At 38.8% G+C, this 16,701-nt stretch carries 14 protein-coding genes; 7 read left to right on the top strand and 7 right to left on the bottom strand.

Annotated elements, in window-relative coordinates; genetic code table 11:
• The first annotated feature begins 92 nt into the window (after positions 1–92).
• Complete coding sequence (locus F985_RS16250) at positions 93–872, top strand: Rossmann-like and DUF2520 domain-containing protein (protein WP_004702753.1); 780 nt, start codon at positions 93–95, stop codon at positions 870–872.
• Between the two features lie 14 nt (positions 873–886).
• Here the strand turns inward: F985_RS16250 and F985_RS16245 are convergent, their stop codons facing one another.
• Together F985_RS16245 and trmB are read right to left on the bottom strand one after the other, a co-directional pair.
• Positions 887–1,513, bottom strand: coding sequence for a glutathione S-transferase family protein (locus F985_RS16245; RefSeq protein ID WP_004702752.1), 627 nt, complete (start codon positions 1,511–1,513; stop codon positions 887–889).
• 171 nt (positions 1,514–1,684) lie between these two features.
• Positions 1,685–2,401, bottom strand: a complete 717-nt coding sequence (trmB, locus tag F985_RS16240) for a tRNA (guanosine(46)-N7)-methyltransferase TrmB (RefSeq protein WP_004702751.1) — start codon at positions 2,399–2,401, stop codon at positions 1,685–1,687.
• Between the two features lie 145 nt (positions 2,402–2,546).
• Between trmB and F985_RS16235 the strand changes: the two genes are divergently transcribed.
• Positions 2,547–4,985, top strand: coding sequence for an ExeM/NucH family extracellular endonuclease (locus F985_RS16235; protein WP_004702750.1), 2,439 nt, complete (start codon positions 2,547–2,549; stop codon positions 4,983–4,985).
• A gap of 208 nt (positions 4,986–5,193) precedes the next feature.
• Positions 5,194–5,805 (top strand): glutathione binding-like protein, encoded by a 612-nt coding sequence (locus tag F985_RS16230; RefSeq protein WP_004702749.1) that lies wholly within the window; start codon positions 5,194–5,196, stop codon positions 5,803–5,805.
• A 62-nt stretch (positions 5,806–5,867) separates the two neighbouring features.
• Here F985_RS16230 and F985_RS16225 read toward each other — a convergent pair whose 3' ends face one another.
• Positions 5,868–6,212, bottom strand: a complete 345-nt coding sequence (locus tag F985_RS16225) for a hypothetical protein (protein WP_004702748.1) — start codon at positions 6,210–6,212, stop codon at positions 5,868–5,870.
• Positions 6,213–6,384: 172 nt separating this feature from the next.
• Positions 6,385–7,950, bottom strand: a complete 1,566-nt coding sequence (gene ahpF, locus F985_RS16220) for an alkyl hydroperoxide reductase subunit F (RefSeq protein WP_004702747.1) — start codon at positions 7,948–7,950, stop codon at positions 6,385–6,387.
• Between the two features lie 255 nt (positions 7,951–8,205).
• On the opposite strand from ahpF, the gene F985_RS16215 reads away from it, so the two are divergent.
• Positions 8,206–8,424, top strand: coding sequence for a DUF1653 domain-containing protein (locus F985_RS16215; RefSeq protein WP_004702746.1), 219 nt, complete (start codon positions 8,206–8,208; stop codon positions 8,422–8,424).
• Positions 8,425–8,469: 45 nt separating this feature from the next.
• Positions 8,470–9,057, top strand: a complete 588-nt coding sequence (locus F985_RS16210) for an O-methyltransferase (protein ID WP_004702745.1) — start codon at positions 8,470–8,472, stop codon at positions 9,055–9,057.
• Here the strand turns inward: F985_RS16210 and F985_RS16205 are convergent.
• Positions 9,049–10,083: a helix-turn-helix domain-containing protein gene (locus tag F985_RS16205; RefSeq protein ID WP_004702743.1), complete on the bottom strand. Its 1,035-nt coding sequence runs from the start codon at positions 10,081–10,083 to the stop codon at positions 9,049–9,051. The two genes, F985_RS16210 and F985_RS16205, sit on opposite strands and share 9 nt — an antisense overlap.
• 120 nt (positions 10,084–10,203) lie before the next feature.
• On the opposite strand from F985_RS16205, the gene F985_RS16200 reads away from it, so the two are divergent.
• Positions 10,204–11,397, top strand: coding sequence for an alkane 1-monooxygenase (locus tag F985_RS16200; RefSeq protein ID WP_004702742.1), 1,194 nt, complete (start codon positions 10,204–10,206; stop codon positions 11,395–11,397).
• A gap of 50 nt (positions 11,398–11,447) precedes the next feature.
• On the opposite strand, the gene F985_RS16195 is transcribed toward F985_RS16200, so the two are convergent.
• Both F985_RS16195 and ahpC read right to left on the bottom strand, forming a co-directional pair.
• On the bottom strand, positions 11,448–11,657 hold the full coding sequence (locus F985_RS16195; RefSeq protein WP_004702739.1) for a KTSC domain-containing protein: 210 nt from the start codon (positions 11,655–11,657) through the stop codon (positions 11,448–11,450).
• A gap of 251 nt (positions 11,658–11,908) precedes the next feature.
• Positions 11,909–12,472: an alkyl hydroperoxide reductase subunit C gene (ahpC, locus tag F985_RS16190; protein WP_003652649.1), complete on the bottom strand. Its 564-nt coding sequence runs from the start codon at positions 12,470–12,472 to the stop codon at positions 11,909–11,911.
• Between the two features lie 352 nt (positions 12,473–12,824).
• Here ahpC and hrpA point away from each other — a divergent pair, with 352 nt between their 5' ends.
• Positions 12,825–16,682, top strand: coding sequence for an ATP-dependent RNA helicase HrpA (gene hrpA / locus F985_RS16185; RefSeq protein ID WP_004702738.1), 3,858 nt, complete (start codon positions 12,825–12,827; stop codon positions 16,680–16,682).
• The last annotated feature ends 19 nt before the right edge of the window (positions 16,683–16,701 follow it).

Raw genomic sequence — 16,701 nt, 5'->3', positions numbered from 1 at the left:
CATAAGAAATCTTGATTTTACTGAATTCTGATTTGAAAAAAGCTTCTCATTTTGAGAAGCTTTTTTATAGAGATCAATATTGTTGAGTTGATATGAAAATCAGTTTGTTAGGAAGTGGGCGTGTTTCTTTTCATTTGGCAAAGGCACTTTTGGCTAAGGGGCATCACATTACCCAAGTCTATGCGCGTGATTTTGAGAAAACCCAGAAGTTTGCAGAAAAAATTCAAGCAAAAGCATGTCAGTCTCTTCAAGAGTTTCAAGCAACTGATTTAATTATTTTGGCAGTTTCAGACAGCGCTATTGCTGAACTTGTAATGCAGGTACATGAGATATTCCCAGAAACGCTTATGGTTCATACATCGGGGAGTACCAATATTGAAGTTATCAGTAATATTCATGAAAAAGCAGGGGTGTTTTATCCTTTACAAACATTCAGTCTGGAAAGAGACGTTGATTGGCAAGCCACACCATTATTTGTAGAGGCGACCAATAAAGCCGATTTAGCCATGCTCTCTGATTTGGCAAATAGCCTAAGTAATCGAGTATATCAATACACCTCAAAGCAGCGTTTAACATTACATTTGGCAGCTGTATTTGCTTGTAATTTTACTAACTACTGTTTTGATATGGCTAAACAGATTGTGGATGCGGAACAAGTCGACTTTAGCTTGCTCTACCCATTAATGTTAGAAACAGCAAAAAAAGCCACTGAAAACGATCCGAAACAAATGCAAACTGGGCCTGCGGTAAGGGGGGATCAGAATATCTTGGCAATGCATGAGGATCTATTAGCTAAAGCAGGGCGAGATGATTTAAAACAGGTCTATCAACTTTTAAGTGATGGCATTGTGAAACACCATCACTCGGACTAAAACTGATTTTAAAATTAAGGTTCGCCGTTATTTCCCCATTTTAAGAAGCCTGCACGCTGATTTAATAGTTCAAAATATTGGTCGACATGTTTAAGTGTTGGATGATCAAAAGGAGTGGCCTTCCAGCGCTGTACAGATAGACCAATTGGAATATCCGCTAGAGTGAACTCAGTTCCTGCAACATAGGCTTGAGTTTTTGCAAGCTGTTGGTCAAGAATCTGCATATGGTGATTCCAATTATCAATACCTTTTTTTAATAAATCTGGATCTTGATGATTTGGTGAATGTCTAAGCAAAGACATAATCGTATAAGTCCAACTATTATTTAGCTCGATCGCTTGCCAATCAAGCCACTGGTCAACAAAGAATCTTTCTTTCGCTTGAGTAGGGTAAAGCTTATGCTCTTTATCATAAGCATTGGCGAGATAACGTATAATACTGTTGGACTGCCAAAGAACTAAATCACCATCTAAAACAACAGGAATTTGACCATTTGGGTTTAATTGTAAATATTCTGGTGATTGAGCAGAGCGAAAGCCTCTACCCCAGTCTTCTCTTTCATATTCAAGATTTAATTCTTCACATAGCCATAAGACTTTGCGAACGTTAATGGAGTTATCGCGCCCTAAAATTTTTAACATATGTTGTCCTTAGCAATTTTTAGTGTGGCTAATAGCAGTTTCTATAAATAGCTAGATTTAGTGCGATTGGCAAACATTAATTCGAAAGAAAAAAATAGAATAAGTAAGTGCTAATAAATTTTTTAATATTAAAAGATAAAAGGCTTAGTAATGAACTAAGCCTTTTGTTGTTTACTTAATCTTTTTAAAGATAAAGTCATTAATCTTATGGCCTGATTCAATACCGCGGCGTTCAAACTTAGTCACTGGACGCCACTCTGGACGTGGGTAGCTATTGCCTTTACCTGCCAAGTTTTCAAGGTCTGGACGGTTGTCTAATACATCTAGCATCCATTCTGCATATGGTTCCCAATCTGTTGCAGCATGGAACGTACCGCCAAGCTCAAGCTTTTGTTCAACCAGTGGCATACGCTCATGAGCAACGAAACGGCGTTTGAAATGACGTTTCTTTTGCCAAGGGTCTGGGAAGTAAAGCTGTACGCAGTTAATACTGTTATCTGGCATTTCACGTAAAACCTGAATCGCGTCTGCATCAAGTACACGTAAGTTTTTAAGTTCCGCCATACCTGCTTCATAAAGGCATTGAGCAATACCAGGTACGTGGACTTCAATACCTACATAGTTGCGCTCAGGGTTGGCCTTTGCCATAAGCACTAATGAACGACCCATACCAAAACCGATTTCAACAGTTAAAGGACGTTCTGGATGTTCGAAGTGTTGGCGTAAGTCACCAACAGGATATTCCAAAATTAAATCGCGATGTTGTTCTAATGCCGTGCGTTGAGACGTATTAAGTGGTGCTGAACGACGCATAAACGTCACAATTTCACGGTGTTCAGGCAAATTGTCTAATTCTGCAATTTGCGTTTCTAACTGATCGATCGACATAACCTTGGCAATATTGAAATTCAAATGCGGTATTTTAAGTCTTCAGGTGGTCAAGTCAAATATTTCGGTGTTTTTCTTCATGTAGATGTCATGATCAATATTTAATCTAAGAGACTAATTAAAACTCACATGAACATTTTTAATCATGAAAACTTTTCAATTAAGAACACTTTCAGTTTTTTTAAGTGCATTTGGTGCATTTTCATATAGTTCTGTTGCTCAGGCACAGCTCATGTTTAGCCAGTATGTTGATGGTAGTAGTAATAAAAAAGGGTTAGAGATTTATAACCCGGATGGTACTACAGTGAACTTAGCAGATTATGAGATTCAACAGTTTAATAATGGTGGGACTGCAAAAACGGTGACTTTCCGTTTACAGGGTACACTTGCGAGTAAGCAGAAGTTTTTAGTGGGCCGCTCGGAGCTACAAACTGAACTTGGTAGTAAAGTAAATCAGGTCGCTGCTTTATCTTTTAATGGTGATGATGCAGTTGTACTCGTTTATAAAGGCACACCTGTCGATCGTTTTGGGCGTATTGGTGAACGACCAGAGGCAGGTTGGGGAACAGCCGTTTCAAGTTTAGGAAATAGTTTTAAGCGTATTGAAACGGAAAACCCAGCTTTAAGTATCGATCCAACCGCAGCATTTGATTTGGACCACTCGTGGACAGCATGGACAAACCGAAATGATTTTTCAAATCTATCGGGTTCTACGACTCAGCCGCCAGTGCAAACGGTCAGTTGTTCAAGCTCAGATACACCAATTGCCGATTTAGCATCTTCAACACAAAATCAAACCTATACAGTACGTGGTGTAATTACTGCTGACTATCGCTATGCGAATGGTTTTTCAGGCTTTTATATTCAAACACCTGACACCAAAGCACGTGCAAATGTAAGCAATGCCATTTTTGTTTATATTCCAAATAGCAGCACGGTAAAAGGTGGCCAAGTTGGTGATGAAGTTATTTTACGAGGCCGTTTAACAAGTTATCAAAATCAGCAACAAATAGACCAATTACAGCAAGATATTCAAAGCTGTAATAGCAATATGGCAAATCAAGTTCAGCCAATTAGCTTGGAGTTACCATTTACCAGCTTAGCAGGCAGTTCAACAAATTCTCCGCAGCGTTATCAAGGGATGTTGGTCAAATTACCTCAAGCTTTGACGGTAAGTGAAAACTATAACTATGGCCGTTATGGTGAACTATCGCTGAGCTTAGGCCGCTTATATATTCCAACCAATTTATATCCTGCCTTGTCGCCAGAAGCGAAAGCTTTAGCTCAGAAAAATTTATTATCGAAAATTATTTTTGATGATGGATATAACAACCAAAATCGTACTCCGTGGTTACCAACAAATTTTAGTGCTGCCAATACATTACGTTCAGGTTATCAGCTTAAAAATGTTGAAGGGATTTTAGAGTATCGTTTTAATGGCTGGCGCGTACAGCCAGTACTTGGACGTACTCAACCAGAAGTTGTTACTCAAACAAACCCACGTCAAAGTGTCCTTACAAAAAATGCTAATCACATTCGTGTAGCTTCATTTAACGTTTTGAACTATGACAATGGCGCAACAGGTTTTCCAACAGAACGCGGTGCAAACACACAAACAGAGTTTGATAAACAACACCGTAAAATTGTAAGTGCATTAAAAGCGATTGATGCTGACGTATACGGTTTAATGGAAATTGCCAACAATGGTTATGGTCCAAACAGCGCAATTGCTCATTTAACAAGTGCATTAGGTCCAGACTGGAAATATGTGGTTCCTGAAAACTTGGATCGTTTAGGTGGCGATGTTATTGCTGTTGCGATTATTTATAACAGTAAGCGTGTTAAACCTTTAAACAAACCTGTTGTGCTGGATTTGGGGGATAAAAACCGAACGACCTTAGCACAAACTTTCCAAGCTGTTCGTGGCAATAAGACGTTTACTGTTATTCCAAACCATTTAAAGTCAAAAGGTTGTACAGGAGTAGACGCGAACTCTACTGACACTGATCAAAATGATGGTCAAGGATGTTGGAACCCAACCCGTGTGAAAGCAGTTGATCAAATCGTGCAGTGGCTCGCGAAAAATCCAACTCAAGTTCCTAAGCAAAATGCTTTACTCGTTGGGGACATGAACAGCTACGCAAAAGAAGCACCAATTTTAGCTTTTGAAAAAGCCAACTATAAGGTTTTACTCAATGACGCTAAGATTGGGCAGGGTGCTCAGGCATATAGCTATGTTTTTGGTGTGGCAAGTGATGCAAATGGCAATGGTGGAGCGGGTAACTTAGACCATGCGATTGCCGATGCAGATTTATATCCAAAAGTAGTTCGTACGTTTGCTTGGCATATCAATGCAGATGAGCCAACAGTTCTAGACTACAACGAAGAATATAAAACCGATGAGCAAAAAGCGCTGTTTTATGGTGAAGATGCCTATCGTTCTTCGGACCATGATCCTGTCATTGTCGATCTAGATTTAAATGGTAAAGACTCAAGTCATCCTGATAATGGCAACAAAAATCCTATTTTGGATTTCTTAAACCAATTAGTTGAATGGATTAGCCAACTTTTTAAGCGTAATTAACGGTAAAAAATGCGTGATGTGAATGTGTTTTATCATATTTTAAACAATCGTCACGCAAGACAACTTGCAAGGTCAAACTTTTTCAAGAATATTAGAGAGTGTAACTAATTTATAAATTTACGCTTTTTTACAATTAAGGAATTGTACAAACCTTGCAGGTTTTTTAGAAGCAATTTAAAACGTTAATGTGAGATAAGAAGGATCAGATATGAAATTATATTATTCGCCAGGCGCATGTTCTTTAGCTGCACATATTATTTTAAATGAAATTAATGTTGATTTTGATTTAGAAAAAGTAAATTTAAAAACACATAAAACAGAAAAAGGCGCAGATTATTACGAAATTAATCCGAAGGGCTATGTACCAGCTTTAGAAATTAACCCGGGGTTAATTTTGACTGAAAACGTGGCGATTTTACCATTCCTTGCTCAGCATGATCCTAAACAAGACTTAATTCCTCCTTCAGGCTTAGGCCGTGCGAAAGTATTGGAATGGTTAGGTTATTTGAACTCTGAATTACATGATGCTTATGCAGTATTTTTTGGCGCACCGTTAACAAACGATGAAAAGACGAAAGCTTATGCTGAAATCGACCGCCTTTTAAAATATATCGATAGTTATTTATCTGAATCAGACTATGACTATTTAGTAAATGATAATTTTGGGCCAGCTGATGCCTATTTATTTGTTTTAACGAATTGGTCAAATTCTATTGAGCATGATTTAACACCTTATAAAAATATTATTGCATTACGGAATAAAGTTGCTGAGCGTCAATCTGTACAAATTGCAATGCGTGATGAAGGTTTAATTTCATAAGCGATTTTAAGTGTATTAAAAAAGCCCCTAATCAATAGGGGCTTTTTTAATATTAGATATTGTTAGTTTTGAGCTTTCTCTTTAACGTCAGCAGCAGCATGTTCAACAGCTTTGGCTGTATCAGCAGTTGCTTTACGCGCAGTCGCTTCAGTTTGAGCAGCAGCATTTGCAGTTTTATCGGCAGCGTGGTCAGCAGCAGCATCAATTTTAGCTGTAGCATTGTCTGTAGCAGTTGCAATATCGCTCGCAGCTTTATCACCAGCAGATTTAATATCAGCGGTTGCTTGTTTAGCTGCATTTTCTAAATGTTCACCTGTAGTCGCACCAGTTTCTGGAGCTTTATCTTTATTACAACCAACTAGGGCTACGGTCGCAGCAAGACCTAAAGCAACAAGTAATTTATTCATTGTGTTTTTCCTTCTAATTCATGGCATCCAAATATGGATGTCTAAAATATAAACATAAAGTAAATGATTAATAAAGATCGAAAATTGTTAAAAAGTTGTAACCTCAATATTAAAAAAGCCTAGCATTTTGCAATGCTAGGCTTTCGCTTAATAAGAGGGAGCTAACCAGTTTTTACTGCCCAGAACGAATGATGTAATCAAACGCAGAGAGCGATGCTTTAGCGCCTTCACCTGTCGCAATAATAATTTGCTTATAAGGCACAGTGGTACAGTCACCCGCAGCAAACACACCTTGTACATTGGTTTCGTTGCGGTCATTCACAATGATCTCACCACGGTTGGTTAACTCAACCTCACTGTCTTTTAAGAAGTCAGTATTTGGTAATAAACCAATCTGTACAAAGATCCCTGCAAGTTCCACTACATGCTCTTCATCAGTGGCACGGTCTTTATATTTAAGACCGGTTACTTGTGATCCATCGCCTAACACTTCTGTACTTAAGGCATTCATAATCACCGTGGTGTTCGGCAAGCTATGCAGTTTGTTTTGTAAAACTTGGTCAGCACGAAGTTTGGTATCGAACTCAACCAGAGTCACATGCTCAACAATCCCTGCAAGGTCAATTGCAGCTTCAACACCTGAGTTACCACCACCAATCACTGCGACACGTTTGCCTTTGAACAATGGACCATCACAGTGTGGGCAGTATGCGACACCACGGGTACGGTATTCAGCTTCACCCGGTACATTCATTTCTCTCCAACGCGCTCCTGTTGAAAGGATCACAGTTTTCGATTCAAGTTTCGCACCGTTTTCAAGTTCAACTGCAACCAGACCATTTGCCGTTTGGTTGGCACCTGTGATTTTGCTGACACGTTGCAGGTTCATGATATCGACATAGTATTCACGAACGTGTGCTTCCATCTCGGCAGCAAACTTAGGACCTTGAGTCTTTTGCACAGACGTGAAGTTTTCAATGTCCATGGTATCCATCACCTGACCACCGAAGCGTTCAGCTACGATACCTGTGTTAATACCTTTACGTGCTGCATAGATTGCTGCTGTTGCACCCGCAGGTCCACCACCAATCACCAATACATCAAAAGCATCTTTAGCATTGAGTGTTGCTGCATCTTTTTCAGCTGAGTTGGTGTCAAGTTTTGCCACAATTTCTTCAAGGGTCATACGACCTTGGCCAATGTGCTCATTGTCTTGGAACACCATTGGTACAGCCATGATTCTGCGTTGTTCAACTTCATCTTGGAAGAATGAACCGTCAATCATGGTTGCTGTGGTGTTCGGGTTATAAATGGCAATCAGGTTGAGTGCCTGTACCACGTCCGGACAGTTATGACAGCTTAAGGATACAAACACATCAAAATTGGCTTTAAGGTTTAGGCCTTTAATCTGATTCAGCACTTCATCAGAAACTTTTGGTGCATAGCCAGAGACTTGTAACAGTGCCAAGATCAAAGACGTAAACTCATGGCCCATTGGTAAGCCTGCAAAGAACACTCGAGGCTGTTCACCTGCTTTAGCCACACCAAAGCTTGGACGGCGTGTATTGTTGCCATCAAAACGGGCAGTTACGTTGTCAGAAAGCTCAGCGATTTCTGTCACTAACTCTTTAATTTGAGCAGCTTTATCTGATTCATCTAAAGCAGCCACTAATTCGATTGGACTTTCTAAACGTTCTAAGTAAGCTTTTAATTGAGTTTTAATGTTTTGATCTAACATCTGTTTTTACTCCAATGCATCCAAATTCTTTCAATAGATGCATAGTACGTTAAAACACAAAATAGGTGAAACAGTATGTTTTTATAGATTTAATCGGTTTTTTGAATTATTGAGTGTATTCATAAATAAGATCAATAATTTATCTATAAATGCTCTTTATTACTCATTTTTATCTTTTAAAGTGAAAGTATTTAAAAATTTATATATGTTATATGGCTGTAAAGATTTTATGTCATAACATTAAAAGGTACTTTCATGTCATTGCAACGCGGCATTTATCAGCATTATAAAGGTAATCTCTATCAAGTTTTTTCTGTGGCAAAACACAGTGAAACTGAAGAGGAACTCGTGGTTTATCAGTGTCTTTATGGTGATTATTCAACTTGGGTACGTCCGCTTGATATGTTTACTGAAACGGTTCAAATGGCTGACGGAAGTATCGTGCCGCGATTCAAGTTAATTCAAAGCACTTAATTTAAACGGCTGTCATATAAAATAACAATTTTAAAGGGTGAAGATATGCCAAATACTTTTTTCTTACAAAGAGTTGCAGATTTATATGACACCTTTAAACGACATGATGCCCAGCAGTCAGATCGCTTGCTGCGCTATCGAAATATTGAGGCTGAGTCTGCAAAACTTCTATCGCAATTGATTCGAATGCAGCAGGCCAAATCAATTTTAGAAATTGGTACTTCAACGGGTTATTCTACTTTATGGCTTGCTGAGGCTGCACAATCGACACATGGGAAAGTAATCACGCTTGAAATTGATGCCAATCGTAGTAATGAGGCGAAACGCCATGTTACTGAACTGGCATTAAATGAAGTGGTTGATTTTTGGATAGGGGATGCAGCAGATTATTTAAATGAAGCTCAGGAAACTTTCGATTTTATTTTATTAGACGCTGAACGTGATGCATATGAAAGTTATTGGCCAGATTTAAAGCGTCTGATGAAGCCCAAAGGTGGTGTTCTTATTATTGATAAGGTTATTTCACATGCAGCTGAGGTAAGTCCATTTTTATCTTTGATTAAACAGAATGCAGATTTCATGAGTAGTATTTTGCCTATAGGCGCTGGTTTATGTTTAGTGGTTCTAAAGTAGATTTACTTTCTTGAGATATTCTTGCCGATAAGCGTGTGGACTACAGCCGTGTACTTTATTAAATGCACGGGTGAAATTGGCAGGATTAGAATAGCCCAGTTCATAGGCAATATGGGTAATGGTAAAGCTAGAATTCTCTAATAAATCAATGGCACGCTCAGTGCTGATTTGTTGCTTTAAAGCATGGAATTCAACGCCTTGCTGCTGCAAATAGCGTTGCAAGGTTTTGGTCGAAATATTTAATACTTTGGCACATTCCATTAGGGTGGGGACTTGATTGGCTTGTCGCAACATCATGCTGACCCATTCAACAATTTCGCCTTGATGGTAGATTTTCTGGATTTGTTCCTGACAGCGTTGTTCAACTATTTTTAAACTATGTGCGTCAGCTAGAGGCAAGGGTAGTGCTAGTTGTTGCTCATCAATCACCACGCGTATACCTGAAAGCCATGTATAGTTAAAGTGGAAATTGGCCTTCACTAAAGATATGTAACGTTCTTGATAGCTCGGCTCAGGAATACTCAAATACACTTGGTAGCGTTGTAATTGCTGGCCTGCCAACTCTAACAAGCTGTAGTAAAACGCCACGGCAATCGCTTCAATATGAAAAGCCAAACACTGCTTATTCATCTGCAAAATCGGTTCAAATAATAGTTCAACCTTTTGCTGATTGGTTGGAAACCCAATGCTGAGCTTAAAACTCGGCATAATCAGTCTAAAATATTGTGCAATCAGCCTAAGTGCATGTTCCAAATTAGGACTGGTCATTAGCGCATAGCCGACCAGACTATGTGAGCTGAGTTTAATATTTTTACCCAGTTCAAAGGCTAAGTCTTGAGTGTTGGGCAAACTCAAACCTATTTCAATAAATTGTTCAATTTGTTGAATCGATAATAATTCTGTTTTTGCCAGTTCTTGTTGGAATGTCCTCAGTAAATCATTATCGTATTGATGCGTGCCGATTAAAATTTCAATCAGCCGTAAATAATAACGTGATGGGATAACAGGAATCTGTTGCTTCTGCACAAGAAAAACTCAGTAAAGTCTTAAAATGATAATAACAAGTCTTAAAATGATAATATAGAGGGGTTATGAGCGAGCACAATCAATTCAAGCAAAACATTTTGTGTTTGATTGGAGTCTCTAATGAATATGCATACTCAACTGGATGTCGAGCAAGCGACAACAAAATTTAAGGATAAAAAACGTCATTTATGGCTATTGGGTTTAGCTGTACCGACCATTGCAATGGGTGGGCTAGCAGGCTACCAATTTGGTCCTAAAAAAACTAAAAAGTTCTTCGCTTCATTTGGGCCATTATTTATTCATGGTGTTATTCCTGCATTAGATAAACTGATTGGTGAAGACAAGGAAAATCCACCATTAGATGCAATCGCTGATTTAGAAGCAGATCCGTATTACGCCCGCATTGTTAAACTTTTTATTCCTTTGCAATATGCAACCAATATCTATGGAGCATATTTGGCAACTCGTAAAAATACACCTATAGCTGATCAGGTTTTACTTGGAACTTTAGTAGGAATGGTCAATGGGATTGCGATTAATACTGCACATGAACTTAGTCATAAGAGTGGTCGACTTGAACATTATTTATCTCATTTGGCGTTAGCACCTTCGGGGTATAACCATTTCCGAATTGAACACCCTTATGGACATCACCGCCGTGTTGCGACACCTGAGGACCCAGCATCTTCACAATTTGGTGAAACCTTTTGGAAGTTCTTACCGCGGACTGTAGTTGGGAGTTTTAAATCGGCGATTGAAATTGAGAAGAATCGCTTAGAGCGTAAGAAATTGCCTTTCTTTTGTAAGGAAAATGAACTGATTCATGGCTGGGCAATGTCGGCTGTGTACCATGCAGCCATGTTTGCGAAATTTGGTGCCCGTTCGATTCCGTTTCAAGTTACTCAAGCTGCGTATGCAATAACTTTGTTTGAATCGGTGAATTACATTGAACATTATGGTTTAAAGCGTGCAAAGAAAGAAAATGGCCAATATGAACGTACTTTGCCAGAGCACAGCTGGAATAATAATAATGTGGTAACCAATCTGTTCTTGTATCAATTACAACGGCATTCAGATCATCATGCCAATCCAACTCGCAGCTTTCAGACCTTGCGGCATTTTGAAGATGCGCCGCAATTGCCAGCAGGTTATGGTGCAATGATTTTGCCCGCGTTTATTCCATCTTGGTGGTCAAAAATTATGGATGAACGCGTTGTTGAGCACTATAAGGGCGACCTCAGTAAAATCAATATGCATGTTGATGTGGAAGAAAAAATGCTAGAGAAATATATTAAGCAAAATAACGCGGCTTAATAGTCGAAAGATATAAAACAGATCAGCCCAAGCGGGCTGATTTTTTATAATTAAGCAGAAATACAGAGCCTGTTAAAATGCAGATCAAACTCAAGATATTTGTGAACAAATGCAGTTTTATCCGTGGTGCGTAACAAATTATTGTAGATAAACTCTGGAACGGGATGATAAAGCTCACCTGAGCCATTGCTATAGAAAATTTTTAAATAGCGTGAAGAAACATCATATTTCCAAGAGGTTACAACAACAGATTTTTCCATATAACTACTCCTACTTTTGTTTGATCTTTTAATACATATACAAAACTCTTTTGTTTCATAATTCGACAGTACTCTAAGTTAAGCAGGCTGACAATTCATAAATGAATGTTGCTATAAATTTATAAGTATAAGAATTGTAAAAAATTATCTATAAAATTTGGGTAGATAATAAGACTTAGATTTATAAAAATAATCAATAAAAAAACCACCCTAAAAGGGTGGTTTTTTGAGTTTTTAAAATCTAAGAGAGATTAGATTTTACCAACTAAGTCGATAGATGGAGCAAGAGTAGCTTCGCCTTCTTTCCATTTAGCTGGGCAAACTTCACCTGGGTGAGCGTGTACGTATTGAGCAGCTTTTACTTTACGAAGAAGTTCAGACGCGTCACGGCCGATACCACCAGCGTTGAGTTCAACGATTTGGATTTTACCTTCTGGATCGATAACGAAAGTACCACGGTCAGCTAAACCTTCAGATTCGATAAGAACGTCGAAGTTTTTAGAAAGAGTCCAAGTTGGGTCACCAACTAATGGGTATTGGATTTTTTTGATTTCTTCAGAAGTGTCGTGCCAAGCTTTGTGAGTGAAGTGTGTATCAGTAGATACAGCATAAATTTCAACACCAAGTTTTTGGAATTCAGCGTAGTTGTCAGCTAAGTCACCAAGTTCAGTTGGGCAAACGAAAGTGAAGTCAGCTGGATAGAAGAATACAACAGACCATTTACCTTTAAGGTTAGTTTCGTTAACTTCAACAAATTGGCCGTTGTGGTAAGCAGTTGCTTGGAAAGGTTTAACTTCAGTATTAATCAAGCTCATCATTGTCTCCATGATTGAGGTTTATATTTAAACTTGTTTACGAGATGTAGAATAAATAAAAATTCTTTATTGGGGAAATAGTATTTTTACATGACTAAAATCGGAAAATTGAATAAGTGATAAATTTACGATTTTTAACTCCCCAAACACTGTATTCGATTTGACTGCAAAAACATGTAAATCAAATGACAGTTATCGTAAAAGAAACTTGCATAACAACATGAAGTCTAGCGAGACAAAATTCAAGGGTAAAATTTTAAAAAATTAAAAATATATAAAAAACCAACTGTTTTACCTGAAGAGCATTAAAGCGTAAAATAGCTGATTGTTGAATTTTCAGGAAAATTTATCTGTGCTGAATGGTTTAAATATAGATCAATGGGTGATGGCGAGAGATCGTTACCGTTTAAATCGTTTGCGTAAAGATAAAAAAGCCGATACTTCAGAGATTGAAAAATTATTTGAACAGTCTAATGCAAAAGTTAGACAGCGTTTTGAACGTCTACCTAAAATTAAACTGAATCAGGATTTACCTGTTTCTCAATATGCAGACCGTTTAATTGAAGCGATTCAAAAGCATCAAGTTATTATTGTGGCAGGTGAGACAGGCTCAGGTAAAACTACTCAGCTTCCTCAAATTGCCATGTTAGCGGGTCGTGGTTTAACGGGCATGATTGGTCATACCCAGCCACGTCGTTTAGCTGCACGTAGTGTTTCTCAGCGTATTGCAGAAGAAGTTGGCGAAAAGCTCGGCGAATCGATTGGTTTTAAAATCCGCTTTAATGAACAAGGCTCGCAGGACTCTATTGTACGGTTAATGACCGACGGTATTTTGCTTGCTGAGTTAGGCAATGACCGTTTTTTGTCTAAATATGACACGATCATTATTGATGAAGCGCATGAACGCTCACTCAATATCGATTTTATTATGGGTTATTTAAAGCAGTTACTGCCAAAGCGCCCAGATCTAAAAGTGATTGTGACTTCGGCAACTTTAGACGTAAATCGTTTTAGTAACTACTTTAATAATGCACCAGTTTTTGAAGTAGAAGGTCGTAGCTACCCAGTTGAAGTACGTTATCGCCCAATTTCAGAGATGAATATTGGTGGTAGTGATGATGACGAGTTCGATGATTTTGAGGAAAACCTTCCTCGTGCAGTGGTACAAGCTGTAGAAGAATGTTTTGCCGATGCCGAAGAAAAAGGCCATCCTGAACATGCCGATATTCTGATTTTCTCAAGCACAGAACAAGAAATTCGTGAGTTGCAGGAAACCTTACAAAAGTACGGGCCAAGACACACCGAAATTTTACCCTTGTATGCACGCTTAGCTGTTTCTGAACAACAAAAGATTTTTAGTCCGGGTGGAAAAGGTCGTCGTATTATTATTGCCACGAACGTGGCCGAAACTGCACTGACGGTTCCAAATATTCGTTATGTAATCGACAGTGGTTTTGCACGTATATCGCGTTATAACTACCGTTCACGCGTACAACGTTTACCAATTGAAGCAATTTCGCAGGCTGCGGCCAATCAGCGTAAAGGGCGTTGTGGTCGTATTGCTCCGGGTGTGTGTATTCGTTTATATAGCGAAGAAGACTTCTTAAGCCGCCCTGAATTTACCGAACCTGAAATTAAACGAACCAATTTGGCTTCGGTTATTTTGCAAATGCAAAGCTTAGGGTTAGGTGAGCTAGAAAACTTCGATTTTATTGAGCCACCAGATTTCCGCCTTGTAAATGATGGTCGAAAACTTCTCATTGAGTTAGGGGCACTCAATGAGAAGAAAAACGAGCTGACTAAGGTGGGGCAAACAATGGCTCGTATGCCAATTGACCCACGACTCGCGCGCATGATCGTGGGTGGTGCTCATTTTGGTGTTCTTAAAGAAATTTTAGTGGTTGTCAGTGCGCTTGCAGTGCAAGATCCGCGTGAGCGTCCGGCAGATAAACAGATGCAGGCTGACCAAAAGCATGCACTATTCAAAGAAGCAGATTCAGATTTTCTGTTTTATTTAAAACTTTGGGAGACTTTAAATCCTAAAGGTGAAGCAGGGATGTCTGAAAATAAACGTCGCCAGTTTGCTAAGCAGCACTTCTTAAGCTGGTTACGTTTACGCGAATGGAAACAGACACATAAACAATTGGTCGAGTTAGCTGAAGGTTTAAAACTAAGTTTTAATGAAAAACCTGCGAACTATGAAAACCTGCACCGTGCGTTGCTGACAGGTTTATTGTCTTTTATTGCCAATAAAACTGATGAACGTAATATCTTTATGGCAGTGCGTCAACAAAAGGCGAAAGTCTTTCCTGCCAGTACTTTGCACAAAACCAATACTGCTTGGGTGATGGCTTTTGAGATGGTGGAAACCTCTCAGGTTTATTTACGTACTTTAGCCAAAATTGATCCTGAATGGATTTTGCTTGCTGCACGCGACTTGTTGAAATATCACTATTTTGAGCCGCATTGGTCTAAGAAAGCTGGGATTGTAAATGCGTATGCTCAAATTTCGCTGTTTGGTTTAATTATTGAACCAAAGCGCTTAATTAATTTTGAGAAAGTTGACCAGCCTGCTGCTCATGAAATTTTCTTACGCGATGCATTAACCACAGGTAACTTAGGTACAGTTCCGCCATTTTTAAAACACAACTTGCTTAAACTTGAAGAAGTTGAACGAGTTGAAGATAAATTGCGTCGCCGTGATTTGGTCGTGGATGAAGAAACGATTTATCAGTTCTATGCCTCTAAAATTCCTGAAGAAATTGCAAGTCGAAGTAGTTTTGAAGACTGGCGTGCAACGGTTGAAGCAAAAAATCCACGCTATTTATTTGTAGAAGATGATGCACTTTGGCTCAATGACCGTCCAACCACACAGCAATTCCCAGATCATTTGCATAATGGGCAGCTACGTTTAGCAACGACATATCGTTTTGACCCAAGTCATGATGAAGATGGTGCAACGGTTCAAATTCCGGTACAAGCTCTTCCTCAGGTCGATGAAAACATCTGGTCTTGGGGTATTCCAGGTTGGCGTTTAGATTTAATCGAAGCACTACTAAAAGCTTTACCAAAAGACAAACGTCGTAGTGTAGTGCCTATTCCTGACACAGCTCGTAAACTCATGCAGGGTATCGATGCTGTACATTTGCGTCAGCATATTTTTAGTTATTTAGCTTTTGCTTTACGTGGTGAGCAAATTACTGAAAAAGATTTTTCGTTTGAACGTATTGATCCATATTTGGTGCCTTTCATTAAGGTCATTGATGAAAAAGGTAAGCTGATTGCCAAAGGCCGTGATTTACTCGAGTTAAAAGCACGTTGTCGTGTAGAAACACATCGTCCAGTGAAACAGCAAAAAGGCGAATTTAAAACTTTCCCTGAAAACTTTACATTTGAAGCTTCGCAAAAGGTGACAGGTGTTGTTGTTAAACAATATCAAGCTTTGGTACCGACCAAAACTTTTGCTGAAATTGAAGTGAAAGATGATTCTGGTGTGGTTATACAAACCTTTAATGATCAGGCTGAAGCTATTAAGCAGCATCGTGAAGGGATTATTCGTCTGGTCCATATGCAACTAGGTGACTTGGTTCGTCAGTTGAAAAAGCAGATTTCAAAACCGCTCGCACTGGCTTATTCACCTTTAGGCGATAAAGCCAAGCTTGAGCAGATGTTGGTCTATGCAACATTGCAGATGGCAATTACAACTTTGCCAATTAATGCTGATGAATTTAATAAACTCCTTGAGCAAGTTAAAAAGCAATTTTTGAGTTATGGTCAGCAAGCACTTGAGCAATTAAGTGATATTTACATTCAATGGCAGCAAATCCGTCGTCAGCTTTTAGTGCTTGATGCAGGGGTGTTTGGGCGTAGTATTGATGATATTGAAGATCAACTCGATTTAATGTCACTTGGCAATTTTGTTTACCGCCAACCGGTTGATCTTTGGCAGGAATACCCGCGTTATTTAAAAGCGCTGCTATTGCGTTTAGATCGATTGCCAAATAATCTACAGCGAGATCATGCCGCTATTGATGATGTCGATCCATGGATGGACAAGGTATTTAAATTCAAAAACGATCCAAGAATCAAAGAATTGTATTTGATGTTGGAAGAATTTCGCATTTCTTTATTTTCTCAGCCGATGAAAACCAAGATGCCTATTTCGCCAACTCGACTGCAAAAGTTATGGGATCGTTTGGGAATCAGTTAAGATAGATCGGGGTTTGTTT

Origin of the sequence: Acinetobacter seifertii, assembly GCF_000368065.1 — a bacterium.
GTDB classification, from domain to species: Bacteria; Pseudomonadota; Gammaproteobacteria; order Pseudomonadales; family Moraxellaceae; genus Acinetobacter; species Acinetobacter seifertii.
Note: the sequence above shows the minus strand (reverse complement) of the source record. Positions and strands in the feature narration are given on the sequence as shown.

What these genes read in the sequence shown, in the direction of transcription:
- F985_RS16250 (WP_004702753.1), top strand. Translation starts at nt 93, where the DNA reads ATGAAAATCAGTTTGTTAGGAAGTGGGCGTGTTTCTTTTCATTTGGCA.
- F985_RS16210 (WP_004702745.1), top strand. Translation starts at nt 8,470, where the DNA reads ATGCCAAATACTTTTTTCTTACAAAGAGTTGCAGATTTATATGACACC.
- F985_RS16230 (WP_004702749.1), top strand. Translation starts at nt 5,194, where the DNA reads ATGAAATTATATTATTCGCCAGGCGCATGTTCTTTAGCTGCACATATT.
- F985_RS16215 (WP_004702746.1), top strand. Translation starts at nt 8,206, where the DNA reads ATGTCATTGCAACGCGGCATTTATCAGCATTATAAAGGTAATCTCTAT.
- F985_RS16245 (WP_004702752.1), bottom strand. Translation starts at nt 1,513, where the DNA reads ATGTTAAAAATTTTAGGGCGCGATAACTCCATTAACGTTCGCAAAGTC.
- F985_RS16195 (WP_004702739.1), bottom strand. Translation starts at nt 11,657, where the DNA reads ATGGAAAAATCTGTTGTTGTAACCTCTTGGAAATATGATGTTTCTTCA.
- ahpF (WP_004702747.1), bottom strand. Translation starts at nt 7,950, where the DNA reads ATGTTAGATCAAAACATTAAAACTCAATTAAAAGCTTACTTAGAACGT.
- F985_RS16225 (WP_004702748.1), bottom strand. Translation starts at nt 6,212, where the DNA reads ATGAATAAATTACTTGTTGCTTTAGGTCTTGCTGCGACCGTAGCCCTA.
- trmB (WP_004702751.1), bottom strand. Translation starts at nt 2,401, where the DNA reads ATGTCGATCGATCAGTTAGAAACGCAAATTGCAGAATTAGACAATTTG.
- ahpC (WP_003652649.1), bottom strand. Translation starts at nt 12,472, where the DNA reads ATGAGCTTGATTAATACTGAAGTTAAACCTTTCCAAGCAACTGCTTAC.
- F985_RS16200 (WP_004702742.1), top strand. Translation starts at nt 10,204, where the DNA reads ATGAATATGCATACTCAACTGGATGTCGAGCAAGCGACAACAAAATTT.
- F985_RS16235 (WP_004702750.1), top strand. Translation starts at nt 2,547, where the DNA reads ATGAAAACTTTTCAATTAAGAACACTTTCAGTTTTTTTAAGTGCATTT.